Below are 25,486 nucleotides of genomic sequence, written 5' to 3' on the forward strand. Positions count from 1 at the left end.
TATTGTTTAAAAATGAAAAAAATAAAGATGTGTTTATTATTAAGTAATTCGGATATAAGTAAGGGGAAAGGAACATTAAAGGAGAGAAAAAGCATGAAGAAGATAATAAATATTACATTGATTTGTATCATGGTTTCTGTTTTTTGTTCAACTACTCATTATAATGCTGAGTCAACATATGACAACGATATTGAGTTATTACTCGTACCTTACAATAAAATATTGATAAAACTTAGTAAAGAATATGGGATAGAAATGTATATTCCAGAAAAAAACAAAGAAAAGTTTTTAAATAGCATTCAAAATATGACACCTAAAGAATTTGAAAACCGACTAAGACAACAGTACAAGGAATCAAAGAAATATATTAATCAATCTAATGGAGAAAGCAACTTTTTTTATCCTCAACCAATCCCTAATGCAGAACAAGTTGTACCGGCAATTCCGTTAAATTAATAACTATAGCAAAGGTCAGGTGCATAAAGCCTGATCTTTTTTATTGCATATTTATACAGTTTTCTATTGTGGCTTTTTGGAAAGTTCGATGTATCTCTTAGGCTTTTAATCGAAGCAGTAAATGATAATACAACTTATTACTTCAAAAAAGGAAAATAAGTAAATCCTATTTAGAAGTTTATTGTAAAATTAGGCACTCTAAAATGAAATGCTTAGTGCTTTGGAACATTTGATCCACCTCTCTGCGAACAATCCCACTGTACTTCGCTCATCAGCTTAATAACACTTTCTTAGAATTTGATATTTCTTTTAAAAGATACTATAACCGAAACAAGATAATTGAAAGAAATGAATTTATAGATTAAAATACTTTTATAGATTATCGATAATCTATAATCCATAATATATAACACTTTTAGCTAATCACCCTATACACTGAACTATGTTAAAATAAAAGGATATAAATTTATTGGAGTGGTTTAATGGGGTTTGATGAAAATTCAATTTCAAAAAAAACAATTTCTGAGCAAATAGCGGAACGATTATTATTTCGCATATTTTCTGGTTATTATGAACAAGGTCAGCGCTTAATCGAAGCGGAAATTGCAAAGGAGTTACAAGTAAGTCATGCACCTGTTCGTGAGGCCCTTTATCTTTTACAAAAAGATGGTGTAGTTGAAAAAGTACAACATAAAGGTGTAAGAGTGAAGATTATAACGGATCAGGAATTAAAGGATTATTTGGAAGCGCTTTATCATCTATTGGATATTGCACTTACCGAGTGTGAATCTAAATGGACTGCCGATTTGCAAAATGAACTATTACTTCGTTTTGAAGCGATGAAACAAAGAAAGTCTGCTGAAAATATTTATGAATATGTTGTTTCGTTTGCTCACTTGCTACAATTGTTTTTTGATGTTACAGGAAATATTGCCATGCTACGATTCTTTAAAGAAACAATATTTGTTACAAATGTAGCTGCACAAACAAAATGGAAAATGAATCTAGTTGAATCCTACCATATGTCCATCAATACATTTATCAAGTGTATAGAAGTGTCGGATTTTGAAAATGCACGAATGGCTATTAAGGATGTTATTTTATGGTACCAATTTAAATAATTTTTTGGGGGTAACATAAATGAAAGCTGCAGTTTGGCATGGTGTGAAAGATATTAGAGTCGAAGAGGTTGAATTACGAGCTTTAAGAGAAGAAGAAGTGAAAGTAAAAGTAGCATGGGCTGGTATTTGTGGAAGTGACTTACATGAATACGAAGAGGGTCCGGTTTTCGTACCAGTTGATGTAAAAGCTGAATTAACAGGTGAAGTTGCCCCACTTACAATGGGACATGAATTTGCTGGTATCATCGAAGAAGTTGGCTCTAAGGTTACTGACTTTAAGGCAGGGGACCGAGTTGTCATCAATCCTACACTAACGTATAGAAATAAACATGAAGATGTCGATCGTTATGATGGATTTAACTTCATTGGCTTACATGGAAACGGTGGATTTGCGGATTATGTTAATGTCCCTGTAACAAATGTACACCGTTTAGCAGATAACTTAACATTACAAGATGGTGCACTGGTAGAACCAATGGCTGTTGCTGTACAAGCTGTCAAAGATGCTGGGGTTACATTAGGGGATTCTGTTGCTGTATTTGGGGCTGGACCAATTGGATTATTAACAGTAATCGCTGCAAAAGCATCTGGTGCTAGTAAAGTTATCGTATTAGATTTATCAGATGATCGATTAGAAAAGGCAAAAGAATTAGGTGCAACCCATGCTATTAACTCAGGTAAAGAAAATCCTGTACAAGCTGTTCGCGCGATTGTTGCAGATGGGGTTGATGTATCCTTTGAAGTGGCGGGAGTTGCTCCTACATTTAAACAAGCAATTGATGTAACAAAACCTCGTGGAAACATGATGATTGTTTCGATTTTTGCAAGACCAATCGAATGGAATCCAATGCAACTTACAAACACAGGTGTTAATGTATTATCATCCATTGTTTATACACCGTCCATTTTCCAAAGAACAATTGATGCAATGAGCGCTGGTCAACTAAATCCACAAGGGATCATCACAAGCCAAATTGAACTAGATGAGATTGTTGAAAAAGGATTCAAAACGTTAACAAATGACAAAACACAATCTAAAATTTTAGTCGAGATAAGTGGAGAAAATTAATAAAATTGATAGGAGTATGGCTTATGACAGCCATGCTCTTTTTTTATAGTCTGGAGGAGCATGGAGCTTAGGAAAAAATGACAAAAGGAATCGAGAATGAACTTCTCGACTCTTTCAGTAATATAACCTACTCTCTTTCTCTTGCTCTCTGTGTGTCTCTAATATTCTTTTGAACCGTGATGGATGCAAATAAACTAAGAACAAATGACATACCATAAAACCCTTTTTCGCTTAAAACAATACTGCCAGCATTATATAACCCAATGCCCATTAATGAAATAGATACAATAAGTGCAACCCAACTAATACCATAATAAATATTCGTGACAGGTATTCCTTCTTCTTTATCTCTTACTGCTTTTTGTAAAGATATTGCTGAATAGAGTCCAAATACTAAAACAGCTAAGTAATATCCTTTCTCGTTTAGTTGCATCGTTGCATTAAACAAGCCTATAAAATAAGCAGTAACACCTACTAACAATGCAGCCCAGGAAGCCCCTTTGAAAGCAGCAGTAGGTTCTCCCTCTTTTCTTTCTACTTTGATTTTCGGATCAGGCTGTTTTCCCTTATCTAATGAGTTCTCATTTTGATCAGACAATGAATCGTTCTCCTCCTTCTATCACTGTATAAAAACATTCTATCATTCTACAGGGATGTTATGAGAATAGAAATTTCTCTAAATCGCGCTTTTTAATAATAAAATAACTTTTCTTAAAGGAGGCAGCTTTAAATTGGACCACTATTTCGCGGGAATATGAGAGTCAATGTGGCTTCATCAAATCTGAAGGCACTCTTATCATTCCTTGGTACATTTGTGTTCTTCACCTAGAACAATCTTTTGCTGTCCTTCGTTGCAATTATTTTGTAGAGATAGGAGCTAGATGTATAACTTTTTTTCATATTATTCAAATTGACAGCTGAATATGTTAGTGGATGTGGTAGCGTATTATTGCTGTGTCCACTGCTTTTTTCGATTCGTGGCAGCTCTGAACGAAATAATTGAAATGGTTGATAAAGCTGTGAAAACCACCGTTTATAGATGAAATTAAATTGCTAGTCCGATCACTTAGAAACCGATTGCGCCACTGCAACCAACCTTTGTACCCCTTCTCTTAGCTGTTTTTCATTTGCATAAGAATAGCTCAAACGTATCCAGGAAGATAGTTGTTTTAATGGATCACAAATTTGACCTGGCACAAAGGATATCGATTGTTCGATACTTTTGGATAATAATAATTCAGTTGGAAGTTTATTGGGGAGCTGCACCCATAAATTCAGACCGCCTTTTGGGCTGATCCATCGCCAACCTGTTACTGCTAACTCTTCCTCCATGATTTCTTTTCGGATCTGTAAAGCAATCCGAATTTTCTCCAAGTGCTGCTGCAACCTTAGTGAGGAAAAGTAATGGAGAAAAATTTTTTGATTGAGAAGTGGTGAGCCATTATCAGCTAACGATTTTTCTGTTAGTAGTGAGTTCATTAATGATGATGGACAAATAACAGTCGCTATTCTCAAACCAGGAGAGATATATTTGCAAAAACTTCGGATATAAATGACTGTCCCAGCACTATCATATGTGTAAATTGGTGGTGGCGGGGCTTCATCAAAATAGATGTCGTGATAGGCATCGTCTTCTATTAATAAAAATCGATAGTGTTCAGCTAATTCTACTAATCGTTTACGCTGCTCAACAGGAACAGTATAACCTGTTGGGTTATGGAATGTGGGGTTGAGATAAAATAGGCGTGGCTTATATTGCTTAATATAGTATTCAACCTGTTCTAAATCGTAGCCCTCAGGATGGATATCAATCGTTACAATCTGTGCCCCCTGTGCTCTAAAAATATCAATCGCTGCACTATAGCTTGGACGTTCAAATAAAACGACGTCTCTTGGCTTAATAAAAGCTTGAGCGATTAAGTGAATGGCTTGCTGTGAGCCAGACGTTATTAACAGATCATCTGCACTGAGATGAGTTTTATACTGGTTGATAAAATACTGAGTGAGTGTTTCACGCAACTCTAAATCACCTTGTACAGTTGAGTAGGTTGCCAGTACTTTAGGATAAAGGTCAAACACTTCCTTCACGTAATCTGAAAAATAATGATTAGGCAAAAGATTGGGATCAATCAATGCCTGAGAAAAATGATAGGAAGCAGATGGTTGATGGATTTCGGATAAATGATTTTTTTTTACGTATGCTGAAACAATGGGGTTGTCCTGATCTAGATATTCAAGGTTTTTCGTTACATTTGATTGGACAAAATAGCCTGCTTTATCTTTTACATAAACTTTGTCATGCTGTTTCAGTAATTGATAAGCCTTTAATACCGTTAGTCGATGAACATTCATTTCAGATGCTAATTGCCGAACGGAGGGAAGCTTTTCATGTTCTTTCCATTCTTTACGCTCTATTCGGTGCAGTACATCATCATAGACTTTCTTAAAAAGATAATCTTCATTTTGAATTGCTTTGCCCACATCGATTCCTCCTATTCAAAACGATTGTACCACGAACCTATCTAATCTGTTCTATCCTTTTCAATCTGTTCTGTCCTCCTTCTTTTATGATAGAAAAAGAGGAGGAGTTTTATATGGTAATGATTAATTATTTCTTTATGTGTTTGATTTTTGGGACAACATTTTTAGCGATTAAAATTGGTGTAGATGCAGGAGTGCCTCCGTTTTTATCAGCTGGCCTTCGTTTTTTCCTTGCTGGCTTGCTACTATTTAGTTTTATGGTTTGGAGAGAAAAAACGACAATCCGGTTATTATTTCGGAAAGAGATGCTTTTTACAGGAGTGGGTTTAACCTTTGGGACGTTTGCCACGTTATACTGGGCAGAACAGTATGTGACATCTGGAATCGCAGCTGTTTTATCTGCTACAGGTCCGATGATGATCATCGTTATTCAGACATTCCTTTTGAAGCAAAAAGGAAATCGGAAATCATTCATTGGTTGTGTCGTCGGAGTTATTGGTGTCACGTTCTTGCTCTTACCTAGTTTTTCAATTGAGATTAGTCCCGTCTGGATGGTTGGATGTTTCGCCATTCTATTAGGTGAAGTTTTTTACGCATCTGGAACGATTTATACGAAGCATGTCATCCGAAAATTTGAAACGACATCCCCGATTGCTTTAAATGCAGCACAAATGATGCATGGAGGGATTTTATTAATCATTTTGTCACTTTTTACCGAGAACATTCAGCTTCATTATCTTTTAAGCCCAGCTTCAATTGGCTCTCTTTTTTATTTAATTATTTTTGGTTCAATGATCGGTCATAGTATTTATTATTGGCTTGTTTCACGGACAAATCCTGTTTTTCCTTCTACATGGCTATATATATCACCAGTCATTGCCGTTATATTAGGCGTTACCTTCTATCATGAATATATTTCGTGGCTAACAGGCATAGGTACTCTGATAATTATTGTTGGAACGATTCTAGTCAATTTCGAAACTTTGAGAGAGTTCCTTTGGCGCAAGAGGACTGTTCTTCGTGATGTAAAAAATTAACATATTATTGAATGATAAAATCTACTTATAAAGGGGAAGAAAATTATGAAAGTTTCTAAGGGAGTAGAGATTCTGGAGCTTGATTTTAATGGAGCCATTATTCATCCAACTCTTATATGGGATCAGGAGATGGCTGTTTTAATTGACACTGGATGCTCAGGTCAAATGGAAGACTTATGCATAGCAATGGAGAAGGTAGGCGTGTCGTTGGATCAACTAAAAGTTGTGATTTTGACACATCAGGATATAGATCATATAGGCAGCCTCCCAGAGATATTACAAAATTGCGGAAGTAATATAAAAGTTTATGCGCACGAATTAGATAAGCCTTATATTCAGGGAGAATTACCACTTTTGAAAGATGGGCACATAGCGAACCCACCTATGGGGAAAGTGGATGAGACCTTGAAAGACGGTCAAGAATTACCATATTGTGGGGGGATACGAGTTATCCATACGCCAGGACATACGCCTGGCCATATTAGTTTATATTTGAAGCAAAGTAAAACGCTTGTTGCTGGTGATTCAATGTATAGCGTAAACGGAGCACTGGGGGGAATTCATGCTCCAACCACTTTGGATATAGAGGTTGCTCAACAATCTTTAAAGAAATATGTAGACCTAGACATTGAATCTGTGGTTTGTTACCACGGAGGATTATGTAAGGTAGATATTAAAGAGCAGATTCAAAAGCTTTGAATCTTACAAGGTTCCTTGGTATGCCAAGTGCTGGGAGGCTCGCTCGAATCGTAACAGTACTCACAAGTTTGTAAAACATCTGTTTAATTGTTAGCCAGCTCATGTTATAATGAGGCGCTTAAGATCTTTTTTATAACGGATGCCAAGAAAAGCCTCCGCAGAACGATCAAATATGGAGGTGTAAGAGAATGAATAAACGTTGGACGATTGGTGAAATTCAGAAATTTGTTGAGAACAATTCAGAAAGTAAGTTGTTAACGACGGAATATCATGGTTTTTCTCAAAAGTTACTATTTAAATGTGCATGTGGTAGTAACTTTGAAAAAACATTTACGAAATTTAAAAATAAAAATCAACGAAAATGTGATGTATGCCAACCACCAAAAGAGTCACGCTAAACGCATTGCCGATTTTTATTAAAGAGAAATTAAGATTCTTTTGATGCTGCTTTGTACCCTTAAAGCTGTATCAAAAGAATCTTTTTTATTCAAGCAAATCTTTTAATTGTTGACTATCTATGTTCTTAGTTAACCGTAAAATTATGTTAGTAGTCTTCTAAGACAGGAGGAGTCGAATTCCTTGTTTCGATATTATTAATTTATGTCTCTTTATTAGGCTACTCCTTATTCTAATAACCATTTAAATAATTTTTGCACAAATTTAGAGTCTGTAGTATGACTCCTAGTTCATAGCACATGCAAGTACTTGTTAAGTAGCAACATAACTCGTCCTATCAAAAATAAAATTTAATAAAAAACACTGTATTACTAAATTTTTCAATATAAAATTCTTTTTGAAAACATCAAAAGTCGATTTAGTTTGTAGCAATTTCTAGAAGCCTACCTAAAAATGTGTAGTTTTTTCATGAAAACGAATTTGTTTCTTCTCTTTTTGTATTATGAACATTTGAGGGAAGAAAACTCCAAATAAAATACAAAGAATCCCAATCCATTGTAAAGGCGATACGACTTCATGGACAAGTGTAATTGAAGCAATAACTGCTGTAGGGAGTTCGACAGCTCCTAAAATTGTACCTAAACCCGTCCCTACCTTTGGTACACCAATTGAAAAACAAATAACTGGTATAACAACACCAAAGAAACCTAAAATTAAAGCATATTTCCATAATCCAGCCTGCAGTGTACCATCAATCAAGTATGTTGGGGGAAAAGTTAAGCAAACAAAAAGGGTTGCACTTGTCGTCATCAGAAAGCTTTTTGAGTAAATTGGAACATCAGTAGATACACGTCCACTTGCAAATATATACATGGAAAAAGTTATAGCTGCTAGTAACCCAAAGATGATTCCTTTTGTTGATAATTCTTGTCCTATTCCATCAAATACACCCCCAGCAAATACCGTTCCTACAAATAAGATGGCAATGGACAATACCTTATCGCGGCTTGGCAAGGTTTTATTAGCAATTGCTTCCATTAGGACACCCATCCAAGTGAATTGAAATAACAATACAATTGCAATTGATGCAGGTAGTTCTTTTACAGAAAGCCCATAAAAAATACTAGTTAAACTCATTGTTATCCCAACTGCTAACAATGATAATATATTTTTTAAGGATACTTTATGACGAGAAAAGGTAACAACGAGTAATAATAGTCCAAACCAGCCAAATATATATTGTCCACCTAAAAGTTCAGGAAAAGAAAATCCATCTAAAAATCCAATTTTAAGTATGGATGATAGGACCCCATAGCTACAGGCACCCAATAAAACCACTAAAGAAAACTTTAATTTATTCAAAAAATCCCTCCAAAAAATAAAAATCCCGTCGTCTATTTATAGACGACGGGCGAATGAAACAGAGAAAAAACTCTACAAAATTCCGCCACTCACAAATTTGTGTGAGTTTGCGTATCAAATTATAAATATTGTATACAAAAGTTTTCTAGAAATCAACAGCTATTTTTAATACATGCAATCTTTAAGTTTAGTAATATAACGTTGGTATTTATAAATTGAAAGAAGTAAAACCATTTTAGTTATAAATTCAATAAAGAAGGCAAAGACAATATAAGAATTTCTTAGAAACTCATAAGCATAATGTTAAAAATGAATACCCATCTTAACTCTGTATAAAGATATAAATCTACTTGTGAAATATCGTAACTTTTTGTTATTTTGTGATCAACAGGGTTGGATTATTCATGAAATAGTGGATAAAAGCCAAACCCTTGATATATCTGGGTTTGGCTTTTTTGTCATTTTTAAAATTAGACTTTCTTCTACTGGGGAATTCATTATTAACGAAAAAAAAGATTGTAAAATAACAATCAGTGATATATATTGGAGATTATGATTTTTTTCGACATCTCAAAATCATAAACAAAATTTCATTTATATACAAGTTTTGAGAGGGAAGTGAATAATCAAGATGTATCTTTATCCCCTATTAGTAGTGATTGCAGCTAGTAGTTTTGGTATCGTTTCAACTATTATAAAACTGGCAATGCGTAGTGGTTTTTCTGTCTCCGAGGCAGTTACAAGTCAGTTTTTTATCGGCTTTTGTATAGCAGTATGTATCTTCTTACTTACAAATAGATCGAAATTTAGCTTTAAAGGCGTTAAAATCCTTGTATTTGCAGGCGTTTTAACAGGGTTAACAAATATTTTATATGGTCATTCTTTGAACTTTTTGCCTGCTTCCTTGGCGGTTGTACTACTGTTTCAATTTACATGGATTGGCATGTTGATATCTTGTATCACAAAACGACAATTCCCAAGCAGAATTGAATTCATCTCTTTAATTATATTGGTAGCTGGAACCATACCAGCTGCTGGCATAATTGATGTAGATTTATCTCAAATACCTTTTCAAGGGTGGTTATGGGGGTTAGCGGCTGCTCTTTGTTATTCCTTATTTTTATATGTGAACGGAAAGGCAACTGCAAGTATGACAACTTCTAACCGTTTAGTATTGGTTTCTTTCTTTGCTTTCACGATTACGGCGGTTTTTCAGTCTCCAGAAATTATTTGGAATGGTACTTTGTTTAACGAAGGACTTTGGATTTACGGATTGGCATTAGGGTTATTCGGCATGATTATACCGGTTTTCTTATTCACGATTGCAGTTCCTAAAGTTGGATTAGGTATGTCATCCATATTGAGTGCTGTTGAATTGCCAATCGCGGTGATGGTATCAGTTATCCTACTAAGCGAAACGGTTACAACTTTGCAAATAGCAGGTATCGTAACGATCGTTATCGGTATAAGTTTACCAACATTACTAGAAAAAGATGGATTGTTAAGAAACGTCAAAACTAAATACAAAAAATCCAGTAAAGAAGTAGCAAAAGGATCTTCGATTTAAAGATCCTTCAGAATGAAGACAAACACATTGTCCAATTAAAAAATGTGTTTGTTTTTTTATCTATTTCTCTATTTTTGAATTAAAACACCGAAATAGGCAAAAAAATAGAGTCCTTTTGGTCTCTTAATTTCAGGATGTTTGCTAAGTTTTTTATATTTAGACAAGCAAAAGTAAGACCCATTTTCATGTGCATTTTTTCTTTACCAATCATCTTCGAATAGTGAAGACCAGAAATTAATCAGATACTTTGTCTACAGTCTGAGGTTGAGAGATTTTATTCGGTGTTTTTTTATTTTCACTCTATATTTTCTACATTTAAATACTTAGTTTCACAGTAGTAGCCTTTGCCGCCAACATAAACTTTTTCTATTTTATGGTTATTGGTTGCTAATTTAACTAATATTTCGGAAGGCGAGTGTAAAGAATAGCCTTGTTCAAATACATAGATTTCTTTTTGCAAGTTGTGCTGTTCATAAAGGTAGCAAGCTAATGCACCGTTTGAGGTTCCAGTCGCTGCTTCTTCATTGATATCGTATAGTGGAGCGAAATTTCTGCATATTATTCGATCGTCATTAAAAGTATATAGATGCATCCCGACAACATGATAATCCTTGCTGATTTCTTTAATGTTTTCAAAATTAGGTTGCAGTGCATGTAATTGTGTTTCACTTGTTATAGGAATTAAAATATCTTTTAAGCCCGTGGAGACAATTTGAATCGGGTATTTATTGTCTATAGCTTTAATGTCAATACAGTCGATCAACTCGTTTGGAGATACAACATCATAAAATTTCGGTTTGTTTTGTTCCATGAATATGATGTCATCTTTTATCGTAATAGTAAGAACACCGCTGTTTGTTTCAATCGTATAGCGATCCTTGAAAAGTTTATTTAAATGCATCAGTATCGTGAAAGAGCCAATTGTGGCATGACCACATAAATCAACTTCCTCTTTTGGTGTAAAATACTCAAATTTATAATCAGCTATTTCAGATTCTGATATAAATGCGGTTTCCGCATAGCCCAGTTGTTTGGCTATTGCCATTTTTTGAGTAGTGGTCAATGTATTCTCAATAAATACTACTCCTGCTTTATTTCCGCCTTTATGATCCTTGCTAAATGCACTTGCAACATAAACGGATATTTTCATAAGACACCTTCCTTCCTCACGTATAGAAAATTGTAGCATAGAAAGCATGACGTATAAATGTTGTTGGATAAATTTGCTATAAAGCAAGAGATAAACTATTTTTTAGCATCTGAACTCTCAAAAAATAGTTTGTCTACAGTCTGAAGGGTCTTCGATTTGAAGATCCTTTTTTTATGTCAATTAAGCAATACCATAACAAAAGGATCATGGGGTCCTTTCTGTAATTGATCATGTCGTAATATTTTTTTTGTTCATACCCCGTTCATATTGTTGTCATAGGTAGTACACCTTCATTGTATAAGCTATCCTTAACGGTTTGCGAAAATAGCCAGAATACAATGATATGGAGAAGAGATAACGAAAGGGAGGTGTGGTACGAGAACAAAGGAGAAAACGGCTATCGCTTGCCGTTCTACACCCTCGTGCCAATATAATGAAAAAAACGATCACCATTATAAGTAAAATAATAGTGGGTTTAGTTATAGCCATACTACTTTTTTTAGCGATTGTCTTTCTTGTTAATATTGTCTGCAGCAAGATGGAGCAAGGAAAACTAGAAACTTATGGTCAGTCTGTAACCGTAGATGGGAAAAAAATGAATGTCTTCATTCAGGGAGAAGGCGAAGAAACCGTCGTCCTCTTACCTGGTTATGGAACAGCGGCACCAGCACTTGATTTTAAAATATTAGTAGATGAATTATCTCCTTTTTACAAGGTTGTTGTTATTGAGCCTTTTGGATATGGATTAAGTAATCTAACTGAAAAAGAACGAAGCATAGAGAATATTGTCAGTGAAATACATGAAGCTTTACAGCGACTTCATATTGAGCGTTATATTCTAATGGGCCACTCCATTTCAGGCCTTTACGGATTGGAGTATGTGAACAAATATCCAAACGAAGTGAGTGCATTTGTCGGGCTCGATAGTAGTGTTCCAACGATAAGCGAGAAAAAGATTGAGTCTTCAATAATAACTACTTTAAAACTACTTAAAAATTCAGGTTTAGCTAGATTGCAAGTGAAGCTAAGTGATGACCCATATACCGTACTACCATATGAGGAAAAAACAAAAGAACAAATGAAAATTCTTAAGCATAAAAACATGTATAATCCCAGCCAATTAAATGAAGCTGAAACGATGTATGCAAATTTTAAAGCAGCTGAAAATTTATCATTTCCTAAAAATATTCCGGTTATTTTCTTTATACAAGCGAATCATCCAGTAACGGATAGGTGGATACCAGAGCATAAAAAACAAATAAAAGATTCTGTACATGGAAAAGTGATGACATTTGAAGGGGATCATTATTTATATCGTACTAAAGCAAAAGAAATCGTTGAAAACTTTAGGGAATTTATGAAAGAGGAAAAGTGAATGTACTGAGAAAAATTTTTCATTTCTAAATTGCTTAGTAGTGAAGTATTTTGTGTGTAAGAGCAGCAAGTATATTATTTTGACCCCAATTATATGCTAGTCTCGAAACAAATAACCAGGCGCTCAAATGAGAACCTGGTCTTTTTTTAACTTTTTGATGTATTTATAAATATAACTATCTATGTCTAGATCTCTGACCGGAAGTTGTTACCAAGCTTGCTACCCAGACCAAAATAATGACGAAAATTATAAATTAGGGGACTCCATTTATTTGGATCAATATGATTTTCTTCTATAATTATATCCTCATGGGCATGTACATGTATCGTTTGTGTTTCGACGATTGCAAAACTAGGCGCATAATCTGGGATACGAATATGTTTTACCTGAGCTTCGATTTGAATTGGACACTCCATAATTCGAGTAGGAATAACCGTTGTAGACCCAATTGGTGTTAAGCCACTAATATCAAATTTCTCTTTTCTATATGTAAAACCAATCTGTTTCTTAAAATCTGGGACTGGATTTTTTCCTGTGTAAGGAGCTAACTGTTCGACGTTCTCCCATAGAGAGGTGTCAGGAATATTCAGGACACATTCAGGATGTCGTTCTAAATTTTCAATTGCTTTTCCACCGAGGCCAATACCTAAGACAATACAGTCTCCTAATGCCCAAGAAGAAGATAAAGGGCTAATATTCACTGTTCCATCCTCATTTAATGTACTCAGTAAAATTACAGGAAATCCATAATATAAAATTTTAGGATTTATCATTTTTGTATTTGGCATTTGTTTCATTATTTTCATTTTTAGTTCCTCCCGCAAAATGTTTTCACTGTCAGAACCCATTATAAAATATCAACATTTCAACGAGCATCGAAGTGTGGAATACAAAAAAGGACCACTACAATTTTAATGTAGTGGTCCCATGTTGTTGCAAAAAGATGATGTCAACGGCAGAAAAAGCAACTTTGCAAGGTGAGGGGTTGATTTCCGCTCCGCCAGCGTCCTTTCCAGGGGGCGTCCGATGAGCCGCTTCACTCACTTCCGTTCGCTCCACTCCAATCAAGCATTCTGCAAAGTGTCTTTACTTTTTTTCATAGTAGCATAGCGATCAAATCGCCCATTATCTATATTCTTAGAGGGGATAAACTCTTATTTTCAATGTGGAGAAGTAATGCGTGACAACACCTCTCCATAAAGAGTCGTGAACACCTTCATTTTATTTGAAAACCTTTGCTAAAAAGATAATACTTTTGTGGATTGGAGTGGAAGGCTACTTGACTCCCGTGGGATCGCGAGACAGGCGAGCCCCTACACGGAGCGGTAGCCGGAGGAAGCGGCTCGGCGCTCGCCCACAGGAAAGCAAGTAGCCTGCAACGGAAACCATTTTCACCTTTCACAAAAAATCTATTGATGGTTTTGTTTTTCAACAATATGAAGGGACCACTCCAACTTAACAGTAGTGGTCCCTTGTGTTTTTTATCTTAATGATAAGCCGATAGGAATGCAAAGTGGTGTATAGTCTACAGGATTTTCAATAATACAGCAATCTAATCCAAATACATCCTTAATCATGCTCTTGGTAAATACTTTTTCAGGCGATCCTTCTTGATAAATTTTGCCCTTAACAATGCTAATGAGATGATCCGCATATTGTGCTGCTTGATTTAGATCATGTAAAACCATGACAATTGTTCGACCGTGAGTGACATTTAAATCACGTAGCAATTCAAGTATCTCTATTTGATGCGCCAAATCTAAATAGGTTGTTGGCTCATCTAATAATAGTAGATCTGTGTCTTGTGCTAAAGCCATTGAAATCCATGCCCTTTGCCTTTGTCCCCCAGATAGCTCATCCAATGTACGATCCACAAAATCAGTCATTTTGGTTGCTAATAATGCGCGGTTTACAATTGCATCATCTTCCAGCGTTTGTCTAGACAATAGACCTTTATGTGGATGTCTACCATAATAACATAGGTCTTTAACCGTTATATCTTCTGGAGCTTCTGGACCTTGAGGTAAAATAGCCAATTTCTTAGCAACTTCTTTGGACGACTGCTGCTGAATGGCCTTACCATCTAAATAGACCATTCCTTCTTGAGGGGTTAATAATCTAGCTAAGGAACGCAAAATAGTAGATTTTCCACAGCCATTAGCCCCAATAATAACACTAATCTTACCTTCAGGAATGACTAAATTTATATTATCAAGGATTTGAGATGATCCATAGGAGAGAGAAAGATGCTCTGCTGATAATGTTGTCATAAATGCTCACCTTCTTATGCCTTTTTTCGTTCAGAACGTAATAAATATAAAAAATAGGGTGCACCAATCACTGCTGTAATAATTCCAGCAGGTATTTCTATTGGAGGGAAAAGACCTCTACCCAGGCTATCAGCAACTAATAGAAGAATAGCACCAAAGAGAGCGGAAGCAGGAAGTAACACTTTAAATTTAGATCCTACAATTCTTCTGGCAATATGAGGAGCGATTAAACCTATAAATCCAATAGAACCTACTGTCGCTACACATACGCCAATTAACACAACTGAAACACCTAGTAAAATATAGCGCAGGAATTTTGAGCGTTCACCGAGACCAGTAGCTATATCATCACCAAGGCTTAGAATATCTAATTTAGAAGTTAATCCAATTAGTAGGGGGATAAGAATGAGGCATGGAAGCAGGATATATACTTGATCCCATCCTCTTGCCCATAGACTGCCCGTCAACCATAAAAGAGTCGCACTTACATCATCTGGGAACTTAATCATAAAATACTCTATCCCTGCTTGACATATTGCACCTAGAGCTATTCCTACTAAAGCGAGTGTATTTGGTTGAGCCCCTTTTTTATAAACAAACAGCATTAGAATGACAGCAATGGTAGCTGCTCCTATAAAAGCTGCAAGGGGAAGAAAAATAATGGGTGACGTTGGAAATAGAACGATAATGATAACGGCTGCTAATCCGGCTCCTCTCGTAACGCCGATTACATCAGGAGATGCCAATGGGTTACGGAGGATTCCTTGCAAAATCGCTCCAGCGGTTGCTAATCCAGATCCTACGATGATAGCGATTATAATACGAGGAATCCGATAATTGCTTAATATAAATTTTTGACTTTGTGTTCCTTCTCCAATTAAATTTTGAATGATTTCTGACGGTGTAATGTAAATGGCTCCTAAGCCTAGACTTATAATAGATAAAATGAGGATGATTATTAAAAGTACTAGAAGAATAAGATTAGGATGAACATTGCGTTGTAGCATAAATTTTTGTTTATGTTTCATTGCTTAATATTCCTTCCTCTCTTTGCTAAATAAAGGAAGAATGGTGCCCCGATAATAGCTGTCACAATACCAACGGGTGATTCAAAAGGATAAGCGATAAAGCGAGCGAGAATATCTGCGTAAACTAAAAGTAAAGCTCCAAATAGTGCAGAGAATGGAATGATTCTTTTATAATCTCCTCCCACTAATCTTCTAACAATATGAGGAATAATTAATCCAACAAAGCCTATTGGACCTGCGACCGCTACAGAAGAGCCAGCCAAAATAATGACTAGGATTCCAGCTAGCATACGGATACGATTTACTTGTTGCCCAAGCCCTTGAGCAGTACTTTCTCCTAGGACAAGAATCGAAATAGACCTTGAAAGTAATAAGGCAATGAATAGTCCTGAAATAGACCAGGGAAGAATGATCATAACATGTGTCCATGATTTTCCGTTAATTGATCCTACTAGCCAATACAGAACATCCTTTGCTTGCTCACTAAAAATAATGATTCCTTGTGTTAAAGAGGATAAAAGGAAGTGTACGGCAATTCCAGCTAACGCTAGTTTTACATGTGTCATTCCTCCTCCAGATGCAAAGGAATAGACTGTTATTCCTCCAACTGCTGCCCCGATAAATGCAGAGAAAACGAGAGATGGGGAAGAGAGGGAAGGAAAGAGAGCAAAAGCAGTGACAATAAAGAATGAAGCCCCCGCATTCACACCAAATACTTGAGGGGAGGCTAATGAGTTTCGAGTAATGGCCTGCATAAGAGCACCGGCTACGGCTAAATTTGCACCGACTAATGCTCCGATGATAGCTCGAGGCAATCGAAGGGTTTGTATAATTAACTGTTCCTTTGATGGATTTATCTCGAAAAAGGATTTCAATATCATTACTAGATCAATATCTGCTATCCCTACAGAAACACTAATGATAATTCCTAACATCAATAAAACGATTGCAGTTATTGCTGTACTATATATTTTTACTTTAGCTTTAACTATAGATTCCATTAACTACAACACACTTTCTTACAAAATATAAGATTTACTAGAAAAAGAAGTAAGTAGGGTATCTTACTTACTTCTCTTTTGTTTACTTTATTTTTCATTCAATTTTGCTAACGTGTCTTTAGCAATAGCTTCTGCCGAAATAATTCCTCGGAATCTTGTCCATAAATCTCTATCAACACTATAAATCTGGTCATTTTTTACTGCCTTTAAGTCTTTCCAAAGAGGATTTTCCTTCCACTCATCAGTAAGTAGCTTACCTTCATTATTCGCTAAAAGTAGTACATCTGGATTGATTTCGACAAGTTGTTCCAAACTCATTTCAACATAAGGTTGTTCGTCCTGAATTGCCACCTTCAGACCTAATTGTTCAAGTAATTCTCCATCATAAGAAGAAGTAGTATGCGCTTGAAATGATGTGTCTCGTACAACTGCAGGTAAAACAGTTAGATTTGTATCAAGACTTAGTTTCGAATTAATTTCATTTATGATTTCTTTATGTTCACCTAATCTCTTTTCAGCAGCCTCTTTTTGATCTAACGCTTCGGCAATTATTTTAAAAGAGTCTAAGTTATCCTGATATGTCGATTCGCGACTCTTTAAAACAATTGTAGGAGCAATTTGCTGTAAATCTTTATAAATAGCACTGTGTCGCTCAGCATCTGCAATGATTAAATCCGGTTGTAAAGAGCTAATAACCTCTAAGCTAGGCTGTTCACGAGTTCCTACAGATGTATAGTCTATGTCATGGCCGACTAGTTTTGTGATCATATCTTTTTTATTGTCATCGGCAATACCTATCGGATTGACATCTAAAGTATTTAGGGAATCAACAAAAGATAACTCTAAGGTAACAATCTTTTTAGGAGTATTTTTAAGTACGGTTTCTCCCATTTCATGTTTAATTGTTTTACTTTTAGATTCTTTTGCTTCTCCAGTAGTTTGTTCCTTTTTCTCTGTGTCTGTATGATTTTGAGGAGCATTGCATCCAGTTAACACCATCATTATTGCTAATAACAGGATTAGCGATAGCCCACTCAAATTCTTTAATTTAGTAAAACTTAGCATTCTTCTAACCTTCCTTTTCCGTTACTTTAAATGAAAATGATAATCATTAACAGGGATTATCATAGATTGTTCAGTTGGCAGGGTCAATATAATGAAAGTATTGTGAAATAAAAATAATATGAGTAAATCATTCATTTTGAACATTTTGTTCATAGTGGTTTACTAAGTTGCCTATTTAGGTGTTAGATATTCTACCGTAGAAAATCTTCTGAAAGCATTGGTATGAAAAGAAAAGGTGCGTAAAGAAACGAGGTAACAATCGTACCTTGTAGATAAATAAATTATTTTACAAGATTCTTCGCTCCGTAGAGATTTTTAATAATTTACATATCCAAGGGAGGGTTGAAATAGTATGAAAAGGTTTGGCATATATTGAACTTTAATCCTTAAACATAGGAGTGAGGCAAGTGAAGGATATAGACGATTTTTTTGAGAAATTACTTTACTTTGATAAGAAATTTAAGTTATTTATCCATCAAAACAATGATCACCTACTAGTTGATTATTCAGAGTTGTGTGGAATAATCGATAATTATTCATCTTTTATAATAAATCGTGACAATGAAAAACTATGGGATAATTTAGAGCAAACAAGCGAAATTGTATCATTAGTTGAGAATCTAAGAAATAACGCTTCTGTTTGTGTGCAAATCATGGAAAAATATCGAGCTCAACTAGTAACCTGTGAAAAAGAGGAGATCACTGATTATTTTCGAAATATAGAAGATTGCATTGAAAAGGAATTTGGAGGTTTTCAAATTACCAGTCAATCGAAGGTGCTGTTGGTGGGATCTGGCCCTTTTCCTATAACTTTATTAAGGATTGCGGAACGAACAGGAGCAGACGTTTTTGGGATTGATATTGATAATGAAGCGATTCAATTGGGAAAACATGTAGTCAATAATTTAGGAAGTCATTTATCCATTGAAATAGAAAAGAAGACAGTAGGGGAACTTGCAGTGATTAATCAAATTAGCCATATCATATTTAGTTCCACTGTTAGCTGTAAATATGACATATTAGATCAACTATATGATGTCACAAATAAAGATGTGCTGATTGCGATGCGTTATGGAAATGGATTAAAGTCTCTTTTTAATTATCCCATGCAGAGGGTAGACGAAACCAAATGGCATATAATAGATGAAGTTATGCACCCTCAACGTGTATTTGATGTTATTTTATATCAAAAAGTACTATAGATGAGGAGAGGAATATGGCTTATTTTAACAATGTTTTATTGCTAGGAACAGGGCCAACAGTAATTCAATTAGCTGTGAATTTCAAAAAAATTTTAAACAGTAAGGTAGCTATTGCTGGTCGAGAATCTTTACGCTCCAATCTATTCTTCGAAGCTATCATTCAGCATCACCTGGCACTTAAGGTATCTATACAAAATACACAACATCAGCCTGTAGCGGGAGAATGTACAATTGATATATTTTTTAAGGGTTATGATACAATTTGTGGAAATTGGGATACGGTTATACTTAGTGTTACCACAGATGCTTATCTTTCTGTACTCGCACAAATCGATACCAAAGTGCTAAAGGAGGCTAGATGTTTTATATTAGTTTCCCCTACATTTGGTTCTAGTCATTTAATAACTAATTTCTTAAAGAATCTAGCTCCTCAGGCAGAGGTAATTAGTTTTTCAACCTATTATGGAGATACGAGATGGATAGGTGGAATTCCATCAAATGAGGTATTAACAACAGGTGTGAAGAAAAAAGTATATATTGGTTCAACTTACTCGAAATCAGATAGACTAGAAATTTTAACTGTACTATTTCATCATCTGGGGATTAGTCTGAAAAAGGTAGCATCTCCTCTTGAGGCAGAAACAAGAAATATATCTTTGTACGTGCACCCACCTTTATTTATGAATGATTTTTCATTACAAGCGATTTTTGATGAAAAGACAATGACAAAGTATGTGTATAAACTCTATCCGGAGGGCCCCATTACTTATAGAATGATTCATCAATTATTAAATTATTGGAAAGAAATGATGGCAATCGTCAGTCATTTCGATATTCAACCCCTAAATCTATTGAAGTTTATGGTAGATGATAATTATCCATTGCTGCCAGCAAGTATAGCCAGACAAGAAATAGAGAATTTTAATAAACTTGAGTCCATCCATCAAGAATACCTTCTCTATATTCGTTATGCTTCTTTATTAATTGATCCATTTTCTAAGCCAAATCAAGAGGGAAAATATTTTGATTTTTCGGCAGTTCCTATTAGAAAAATTTTTAAAAATCACGACGGTGAATGGGATATTCCGAGAATGCCAAAAGAGGACTACTATCGTGTAAAAATCATTCAAGGGATTGCTAAGGCCCTGAAGTCAAAGAGTCCAACGCTTGATCATTTTGTACAAACATATGAAGAAAAACTGCTACAAGTAGTAGCTGTATCTGAGGATCAAAGGTTTTCAGAAGCCTTCCAAGTAAAATCCTTTTCACAAGAAATAGAGAGGATTTGCAAGGAATTAAGAGGTCAAAAGATAGAGAAGTGAAAAATATAAAATGAGTGTGGTTGAAGGATCTTTCAGAGAATCTTTCAAAAGGGGTCAGTATCCAGCTTTTCACGCGTAGATTAAGAGGCTCTAATTTTAATTGACAATGATAATCGTTATCGATAAGGTGGGGATAGGCGAGAGCCGTCATCCCTACCTTTTCACATTTTTCGAGCTAAACATGATTAAACATATAGCTCAACCCAACGACCAGGGGGATCCATGACGAGGAAGGAGAACTGTTTTGAAAATCAATTCTTCATTCCAATGTCTTTTGGCTGAAGCAGTAACTTATTGAAAGGTATGTGCTATTTACAGTAGGACAAATCCTGGTATTACAAGCAAACTATTATTGAAATGAGGTATACAATATGAATATCGACGTAAATCAGCTAGCAGAGCATTTAGCACGCACGCCTTTTCAAGTAGAGGGAATATATCGATATGCTAGAAATACAGGTGTGCCTCACGCTGACCATACAGATTCTTTTCCTGGATTTGTTTTTCCCCTTACAGGAAAAATAGAATTTCAATTTAATGGCACGCCTTATATCTTTTCGCCAGGAAAAGTGGTGCATGGGGGTGCAAAAATGAAACTAAATCAAAAAAATTTTGGAGATACAAATTGGGAATATATTCTTGTCCTGTATAGGATATGGAACACAGAATTAGCAGAGACAAGCTTTTCTCATCAGCATTTTGAATTACCAATAGGACAATCTCCTCGTCTAATCGAATTAATTATGCGTCTATGGCATGTATATAATCAGCGTGGAGGCATGTCAAAGTTTCAGACAGAAATGCTATTTCGCGATGTACTCAATGAAGCCTTATTATGTGTTGTTAATAGGCAAAATAGCTGTGAATCCCACACTCTATTCGAACAGGTAACTACTTATATTCATGAAAACTATTATCAAAGCCTTTCCATTAACTCGCTTGCCGAACAATATAACGTTAATCGAAATCGACTATCTTATATATTTCGAAAACATGCAGGGATGGGACCAGCAGAATATTTATTAAACTATCGAATAAACAGGGCGCAAAAAATACTGTTTACAAGTGATGTGCCTGTACAACAAATTGCGGAAACGGTTGGAATTGCTGACCCTTTTTATTTTAGTAGAGTATTCAAGAAGCAAGTTGGTATCTCTCCTACTGAATATCGAGAGAAGTTCATCAATAATCCATGCTAAGTTCAACAAGCATCCATTCTCCTCCAAAAATGACTTTACTATACTAAGGATATATCAGAGATCATATGTTGGAGGAATTTCGGATGCAAAAGATTAAAGGACTGTTATTTTCAATGCTAGTACTAGCAGTTATATTGGGAGGTTGTAATAAATCGCCTACTGAAAATAAGGAGTTAACTACAGAAGACACATCTTCATCAGTAGTTAATGTAGAAGCAACTGATTGGCCAAGAACCATTAAGGATGCCTTAGGGAAAGAATTTGTGATCGAGAAAAAACCAGAAAAAGTGGCTTCTTTATGGTATTTTTACCCTGAAATTTTAGTTGCATTAGGTGAGCCTCCTGCAGCTTCTACTGATAAAGACTATCTATCTTCTTTGTCTTATTTAAAAGGGAAGCTAGATTCAACAGAAGAATTAGGTGATAAATTGTCTCCTAGTATTGAAAAAACCCTATCGATTGGCCCTGATTATATTTTAGCAACAGAACATCACGAAAAGTTGTATGAATCACTAGAAAAAATCGCCCCAGTCATTACGTTGAAATCTCAGGACATCTACGAAGACTGGCAATATGGACTTCGTACAGTAGCCGAGATTATCGGAAAAGACGATGAGGCGGAAAAAGTAATTGATAAAATGATGAAAGATATCTCAACAGGACGTGAAGCATTAAAGTCCATTCAAGGAGAGTCTGTTGCCCTTATTTTGTCTTGGGATGGAAAAACTTTTAATGTTCTTGGTGAAGAGAACCCTGTTTATACACTTGCTTTTGATAAAGAAAGGGGCTTGGGTCTAACACCAGATGATACATTTAAGGGGAATAATAATCAATTCGCTGCATTTGAAGGAATCTCAACTATTCAAGCAGACCATATTTTCCTTATCGGTGACATTACAAAAAAGGAAACTTTAATGAGTGAGTTAAATCAAAGCAATGTCTGGAATAATATGAATGCCGTAAAAAAAGGTAATATTCATTTGATGGATACTTCCGCTATTACGGGAGGTCCATTAGCTATCGAATACGCTTTGCAAAATATAACAGAAGCCTTGCAAAAGAACGAATAATAGGAAGCACCTTTTCCAAAAAGTAAATAAGGAGAGATGAATATGCAAGATCAAGTTATCAATATAAATGAGGAACTATCTGAATTAAAGGAACTTTGGTCACCGAAAGTCATTGGTGAAATACACGATTTTCAATTCAAAGTGGTTAAGATTGCTGGGGAATTTATATGGCATGAGCATCAAGGTGCCGATAAAGTATTTATTGTGCTCGAAGGAGAGATGTTCATTGCTTTTCGCGATGGCCAGGTGAAAATATCCAAAGGGGAGATGTTTATTGTGCCTGGAGGAGCTGAACACATGCCTTTTGCAGAAAAGGAATGCCATATTATGCTAGTAGAGCCTAAAGTTGCAGTAAATACAATCGGTATTGAGGCTGAATAACCAACAGTAAATACTACTGAGCTTATAAAATGGAGGAGACCGTTTATATTATTTAAATGGTCTCCTTCAGTCTCTTAGAGAGAACGTATAACTAGTGCACATGATAGCCGTCATCATACTGTATCCTTATATATTTTTTTTATATTAATTCATTACGAATAATATATTATTCTTATGAAAGCAGGATCTTTATAATAAAGATATCACGTATAAAGGGAGGATCTACAATGGAGTTTAGTAAACTTGGCAATAGTGGTTTATCAGTTAGCAAGATTGCCTATGGAAACTGGATAAATCATGGTGGTAAAGTAGATGAGGATACTGCAAATGCATGTGTTCATGCAGCACTGGATGTCGGTATCACAACATTCGATACAGCTGATGTTTATTCTGACACGAAAGCTGAAGAAATACTTGGTCGATCTTTACAAGGTATACGACGTGAGAGCATTGAACTATGTACAAAAGTGTGCCATCCGACTGGGGAGGGGCAAAACGATAAGGGATTATCACGAAAACATATTCTAGAAAACTGTCATGCCTCTTTGCGTCGGTTACAGACCGATTATATTGATGTCTATTATGCACACAGATTTGACCCAACGACTCCTCTTGAAGAAACGATGTTAGCTTTCGCAGACCTTGTAAGACAAGGAAAGGTGCTATACATCGGCGTAAGCGAATGGACAGCAGAACAAATCACTCGTGGTGCAGCACTTGCACGACAATTAAATATTCCGTTCATCGCTAGTCAACCCCAGTATTCTATGCTGTGGAGAGTTATCGAAACGGATGTGATCCCAACCTGTCAACGGGAGGGACTTGGGCAAGTAGTATGGTCGCCTCTAGCACAAGGTGTACTGACCGGGAAATATCTACCGCAAAAACCAGTGCCAACTCAATCCCGTGCCAATTCAGCTGCAGGCAAACCATTTTTTGATAAACTCGCACAACGTTGGATGGATGACAATGTGCTCTCTGCTATACAGACGCTCAAACCCATTGCACAAGAGATTGATCTTTCGCTTGCTCAACTTTCATTGGCGTGGGTACTACAAAACCAACAAGTCTCTTCAGCTATTATTGGTGCTTCAAGTCCAGAACAGGTAAGAGAGAATGCATTAGCTTCTGGTGTCAAACTGGAACCTGCAATAATGAATCAGATTGACGAAGTATTAGAAGGTCTTATAGAATACGATCCGAGTAAAACAGGTTAAGCTTTGCAAGTGACTTATCTAGAAATATATATAACTGCTATTTTTCCCCATCCTATTTAGGGTGGGTTTTTATTTTTGGTAGTGAAGTTGAGAAAAGGAATACACCTCTCTAACGGCTGTTAAGAAATGAGCTATTGCTGGAGATATTTCATTTTGTCTCCATCCTACATATAAATTTACTGTTGGTGTAGTCTCTTTGATTTTTTTATAGATAACGCCAGGACGTTGATAACTTTCCACCGACGAAGGTACAACAGAAATGCCCATTCCTGTAGCTACTAAATTAACAATCGTTTGCATTTGAACAGCTTCTTGAACAACATTCAAACTTACCCCATGATCCCAAAAATAACTAATAATTAAATCATAAAAATTGGGTCCTAAATGACGCGGAAACATAATGAATGGTTCTTCCTTTATTAATTGAAGTGAAATTTCGGGCAATGTGGCCAAAGGATGATCTTGATATAAAACCAATCTTAAGGATTCTTCAGAACAAACTTCAGAAGCTAATATCTCGTTGTTTTGCTCAGAACGAATAAATCCAATATGAATTTGTTTCTCATAAAGTGCTTTCAATTGCTGCTCTGTTGTCATTTCACGTAATGTAAGGTGGATTTTAGGAAAGCGTTCTCTAAATTTATTAAGAACTTCTATAACAATTTCTGTAGAATCGACAAAACCGATTATTAAGCTCCCTATTTTCCCTTCAGCTGCAAGTTGTGTTTCTTTTATCGCTTTATCTAATTGAAAAAGTGTTTGTTTAGCTCCTTGTAAAAAAATTTCCCCAGCGTCTGTTAGTTCAACCATTCTTTTTGTTCGATGAAAAAGTTGAACACCCAATTCTTCTTCTAATTTACGAATTTCTTGGCTTAGGGGAGGCTGTGCCATTCTAAGACGCTCTGCTGCTCGACTAAAATTCAATTCCTCTGCCACCATTATGAAATAGCGCATTTTTCTAATATCTATTTTTATCCACCCCTTCTACTAATAGCAATCAAATCCATTTAGCAAGTTA

Annotated in this window: 24 protein-coding genes; 14 read left to right on the top strand and 10 right to left on the bottom strand. The window is 35.6% G+C overall.

Going from position 1 to position 25,486, the window contains the following annotated elements:
* The first annotated feature begins 12 nt into the window (after positions 1-12).
* The 3 genes from MHB40_RS06975 to MHB40_RS06985 all read left to right on the top strand — a co-directional run bounded on the left by MHB40_RS06975 (position 13) and on the right by MHB40_RS06985 (position 2,646).
* Positions 13-456 carry a hypothetical protein gene (locus MHB40_RS06975; RefSeq protein WP_342534181.1) on the top strand — a complete coding sequence of 148 codons (444 nt, stop codon included), beginning with the start codon at positions 13-15 and terminating at the stop codon, positions 454-456.
* A gap of 482 nt (positions 457-938) precedes the next feature.
* A complete protein-coding gene (locus MHB40_RS06980) occupies positions 939-1,577 on the top strand; it encodes a GntR family transcriptional regulator (protein WP_205442236.1) in 639 nt (212 codons plus the stop codon).
* Positions 1,578-1,596: 19 nt separating this feature from the next.
* Entirely contained in the window at positions 1,597-2,646 is a 1,050-nt protein-coding gene (locus tag MHB40_RS06985; RefSeq protein ID WP_342442931.1) for a 2,3-butanediol dehydrogenase, read from the top strand.
* A 127-nt stretch (positions 2,647-2,773) separates the two neighbouring features.
* Here MHB40_RS06985 and yiaA read toward each other — a convergent pair whose 3' ends face one another.
* Together yiaA and MHB40_RS06995 are read right to left on the bottom strand one after the other, a co-directional pair.
* Complete coding sequence (gene yiaA, locus MHB40_RS06990) at positions 2,774-3,244, bottom strand: inner membrane protein YiaA (protein ID WP_205442238.1); 471 nt, start codon at positions 3,242-3,244, stop codon at positions 2,774-2,776.
* A gap of 464 nt (positions 3,245-3,708) precedes the next feature.
* Positions 3,709-5,127 (bottom strand): PLP-dependent aminotransferase family protein, encoded by a 1,419-nt coding sequence (locus MHB40_RS06995; RefSeq protein ID WP_342534182.1) that lies wholly within the window; start codon positions 5,125-5,127, stop codon positions 3,709-3,711.
* Between the two features lie 113 nt (positions 5,128-5,240).
* Here MHB40_RS06995 and MHB40_RS07000 point away from each other — a divergent pair, with 113 nt between their 5' ends.
* The 3 genes from MHB40_RS07000 to MHB40_RS07010 all read left to right on the top strand — a co-directional run bounded on the left by MHB40_RS07000 (position 5,241) and on the right by MHB40_RS07010 (position 7,261).
* The gene (locus MHB40_RS07000) at positions 5,241-6,164 is read left to right on the top strand and encodes an EamA family transporter (RefSeq protein WP_342534183.1); all 924 of its coding nucleotides are present in this window, start codon (positions 5,241-5,243) and stop codon (positions 6,162-6,164) included.
* A gap of 45 nt (positions 6,165-6,209) precedes the next feature.
* Positions 6,210-6,863 (top strand): MBL fold metallo-hydrolase, encoded by a 654-nt coding sequence (locus MHB40_RS07005; protein WP_342534184.1) that lies wholly within the window; start codon positions 6,210-6,212, stop codon positions 6,861-6,863.
* A gap of 188 nt (positions 6,864-7,051) precedes the next feature.
* Entirely contained in the window at positions 7,052-7,261 is a 210-nt protein-coding gene (locus MHB40_RS07010) for a hypothetical protein (protein WP_205442243.1), read from the top strand.
* Between the two features lie 445 nt (positions 7,262-7,706).
* Here MHB40_RS07010 and MHB40_RS07015 read toward each other — a convergent pair whose 3' ends face one another.
* A complete protein-coding gene (locus MHB40_RS07015; RefSeq protein WP_342442936.1) occupies positions 7,707-8,621 on the bottom strand; it encodes a DMT family transporter in 915 nt (304 codons plus the stop codon).
* 631 nt (positions 8,622-9,252) lie between these two features.
* Here MHB40_RS07015 and MHB40_RS07020 point away from each other — a divergent pair.
* A complete protein-coding gene (locus tag MHB40_RS07020) occupies positions 9,253-10,188 on the top strand; it encodes a DMT family transporter (protein WP_342442937.1) in 936 nt (311 codons plus the stop codon).
* Positions 10,189-10,483: 295 nt separating this feature from the next.
* On the opposite strand, the gene MHB40_RS07025 is transcribed toward MHB40_RS07020, so the two are convergent.
* Positions 10,484-11,338 (bottom strand): PhzF family phenazine biosynthesis protein, encoded by an 855-nt coding sequence (locus MHB40_RS07025; RefSeq protein WP_342534185.1) that lies wholly within the window; start codon positions 11,336-11,338, stop codon positions 10,484-10,486.
* A 433-nt stretch (positions 11,339-11,771) separates the two neighbouring features.
* Between MHB40_RS07025 and MHB40_RS07030 the strand changes: the two genes are divergently transcribed.
* A complete protein-coding gene (locus MHB40_RS07030) occupies positions 11,772-12,713 on the top strand; it encodes an alpha/beta hydrolase (RefSeq protein WP_342534186.1) in 942 nt (313 codons plus the stop codon).
* Positions 12,714-12,898: 185 nt separating this feature from the next.
* Here MHB40_RS07030 and MHB40_RS07035 read toward each other — a convergent pair whose 3' ends face one another.
* The 5 genes from MHB40_RS07035 to MHB40_RS07055 form a co-directional block, all read right to left on the bottom strand.
* Positions 12,899-13,519 (bottom strand): flavin reductase family protein, encoded by a 621-nt coding sequence (locus MHB40_RS07035; protein ID WP_342534187.1) that lies wholly within the window; start codon positions 13,517-13,519, stop codon positions 12,899-12,901.
* Positions 13,520-14,194: 675 nt separating this feature from the next.
* Entirely contained in the window at positions 14,195-14,983 is a 789-nt protein-coding gene (locus MHB40_RS07040; RefSeq protein ID WP_342534188.1) for an ABC transporter ATP-binding protein, read from the bottom strand.
* 14 nt (positions 14,984-14,997) lie between these two features.
* The gene (locus tag MHB40_RS07045) at positions 14,998-16,011 is read right to left on the bottom strand and encodes an iron ABC transporter permease (RefSeq protein WP_342534189.1); all 1,014 of its coding nucleotides are present in this window, start codon (positions 16,009-16,011) and stop codon (positions 14,998-15,000) included.
* Complete coding sequence (locus tag MHB40_RS07050; protein ID WP_342534190.1) at positions 16,008-17,012, bottom strand: iron ABC transporter permease; 1,005 nt, start codon at positions 17,010-17,012, stop codon at positions 16,008-16,010. The genes MHB40_RS07045 and MHB40_RS07050 overlap by 4 nt, the downstream gene beginning before the upstream one ends.
* Positions 17,013-17,099: 87 nt before the next feature.
* Positions 17,100-18,077: a Fe(3+) dicitrate ABC transporter substrate-binding protein gene (locus MHB40_RS07055; protein WP_205442251.1), complete on the bottom strand. Its 978-nt coding sequence runs from the start codon at positions 18,075-18,077 to the stop codon at positions 17,100-17,102.
* 407 nt (positions 18,078-18,484) lie between these two features.
* On the opposite strand from MHB40_RS07055, the gene MHB40_RS07060 reads away from it, so the two are divergent.
* From MHB40_RS07060 to MHB40_RS07085, 6 genes are all read left to right on the top strand, one after another.
* The gene (locus tag MHB40_RS07060) at positions 18,485-19,279 is read left to right on the top strand and encodes a nicotianamine synthase family protein (RefSeq protein ID WP_342534191.1); all 795 of its coding nucleotides are present in this window, start codon (positions 18,485-18,487) and stop codon (positions 19,277-19,279) included.
* Positions 19,280-19,293: 14 nt separating this feature from the next.
* Complete coding sequence (locus MHB40_RS07065; RefSeq protein ID WP_342534192.1) at positions 19,294-20,601, top strand: opine metallophore biosynthesis dehydrogenase; 1,308 nt, start codon at positions 19,294-19,296, stop codon at positions 20,599-20,601.
* A 371-nt stretch (positions 20,602-20,972) separates the two neighbouring features.
* Entirely contained in the window at positions 20,973-21,800 is an 828-nt protein-coding gene (locus tag MHB40_RS07070) for an AraC family transcriptional regulator (protein ID WP_342534193.1), read from the top strand.
* A gap of 83 nt (positions 21,801-21,883) precedes the next feature.
* Positions 21,884-22,870, top strand: coding sequence for an ABC transporter substrate-binding protein (locus MHB40_RS07075; protein ID WP_342442947.1), 987 nt, complete (start codon positions 21,884-21,886; stop codon positions 22,868-22,870).
* A gap of 42 nt (positions 22,871-22,912) precedes the next feature.
* Positions 22,913-23,251, top strand: coding sequence for a cupin domain-containing protein (locus tag MHB40_RS07080; RefSeq protein WP_342442948.1), 339 nt, complete (start codon positions 22,913-22,915; stop codon positions 23,249-23,251).
* A 227-nt stretch (positions 23,252-23,478) separates the two neighbouring features.
* Positions 23,479-24,468, top strand: coding sequence for an aldo/keto reductase family protein (locus MHB40_RS07085; RefSeq protein ID WP_342442949.1), 990 nt, complete (start codon positions 23,479-23,481; stop codon positions 24,466-24,468).
* Between the two features lie 69 nt (positions 24,469-24,537).
* On the opposite strand, the gene MHB40_RS07090 is transcribed toward MHB40_RS07085, so the two are convergent.
* On the bottom strand, positions 24,538-25,437 hold the full coding sequence (locus MHB40_RS07090; RefSeq protein WP_342534753.1) for a LysR substrate-binding domain-containing protein: 900 nt from the start codon (positions 25,435-25,437) through the stop codon (positions 24,538-24,540).
* Positions 25,438-25,486 lie beyond the last annotated feature (49 nt).

Origin of the sequence: Lysinibacillus sp. FSL K6-0057, from assembly GCF_038630885.1 — a bacterium.
In the GTDB taxonomy this organism is placed as follows: Bacteria; Bacillota; Bacilli; order Bacillales_A; family Planococcaceae; genus Lysinibacillus; species Lysinibacillus fusiformis_F.

Excerpts from the sequence above, each read along its gene's own strand:
- MHB40_RS07040 (WP_342534188.1), bottom strand. The coding sequence starts at position 14,983 with ATGACAACATTATCAGCAGAGCATCTTTCTCTCTCCTATGGATCATCT.
- MHB40_RS07070 (WP_342534193.1), top strand. The coding sequence starts at position 20,973 with ATGAATATCGACGTAAATCAGCTAGCAGAGCATTTAGCACGCACGCCT.
- MHB40_RS06980 (WP_205442236.1), top strand. The coding sequence starts at position 939 with ATGGGGTTTGATGAAAATTCAATTTCAAAAAAAACAATTTCTGAGCAA.
- MHB40_RS07045 (WP_342534189.1), bottom strand. The coding sequence starts at position 16,011 with ATGAAACATAAACAAAAATTTATGCTACAACGCAATGTTCATCCTAAT.
- MHB40_RS07075 (WP_342442947.1), top strand. The coding sequence starts at position 21,884 with ATGCAAAAGATTAAAGGACTGTTATTTTCAATGCTAGTACTAGCAGTT.
- MHB40_RS07025 (WP_342534185.1), bottom strand. The coding sequence starts at position 11,338 with ATGAAAATATCCGTTTATGTTGCAAGTGCATTTAGCAAGGATCATAAA.
- MHB40_RS07055 (WP_205442251.1), bottom strand. The coding sequence starts at position 18,077 with ATGCTAAGTTTTACTAAATTAAAGAATTTGAGTGGGCTATCGCTAATC.
- MHB40_RS07035 (WP_342534187.1), bottom strand. The coding sequence starts at position 13,519 with ATGAAAATAATGAAACAAATGCCAAATACAAAAATGATAAATCCTAAA.
- MHB40_RS06985 (WP_342442931.1), top strand. The coding sequence starts at position 1,597 with ATGAAAGCTGCAGTTTGGCATGGTGTGAAAGATATTAGAGTCGAAGAG.
- MHB40_RS07030 (WP_342534186.1), top strand. The coding sequence starts at position 11,772 with ATGAAAAAAACGATCACCATTATAAGTAAAATAATAGTGGGTTTAGTT.
- MHB40_RS07020 (WP_342442937.1), top strand. The coding sequence starts at position 9,253 with ATGTATCTTTATCCCCTATTAGTAGTGATTGCAGCTAGTAGTTTTGGT.
- MHB40_RS07010 (WP_205442243.1), top strand. The coding sequence starts at position 7,052 with ATGAATAAACGTTGGACGATTGGTGAAATTCAGAAATTTGTTGAGAAC.
- MHB40_RS07000 (WP_342534183.1), top strand. The coding sequence starts at position 5,241 with ATGGTAATGATTAATTATTTCTTTATGTGTTTGATTTTTGGGACAACA.
- MHB40_RS07080 (WP_342442948.1), top strand. The coding sequence starts at position 22,913 with ATGCAAGATCAAGTTATCAATATAAATGAGGAACTATCTGAATTAAAG.
- MHB40_RS06975 (WP_342534181.1), top strand. The coding sequence starts at position 13 with ATGAAAAAAATAAAGATGTGTTTATTATTAAGTAATTCGGATATAAGT.
- MHB40_RS07050 (WP_342534190.1), bottom strand. The coding sequence starts at position 17,012 with ATGGAATCTATAGTTAAAGCTAAAGTAAAAATATATAGTACAGCAATA.
- MHB40_RS07065 (WP_342534192.1), top strand. The coding sequence starts at position 19,294 with ATGGCTTATTTTAACAATGTTTTATTGCTAGGAACAGGGCCAACAGTA.
- MHB40_RS07005 (WP_342534184.1), top strand. The coding sequence starts at position 6,210 with ATGAAAGTTTCTAAGGGAGTAGAGATTCTGGAGCTTGATTTTAATGGA.
- MHB40_RS07085 (WP_342442949.1), top strand. The coding sequence starts at position 23,479 with ATGGAGTTTAGTAAACTTGGCAATAGTGGTTTATCAGTTAGCAAGATT.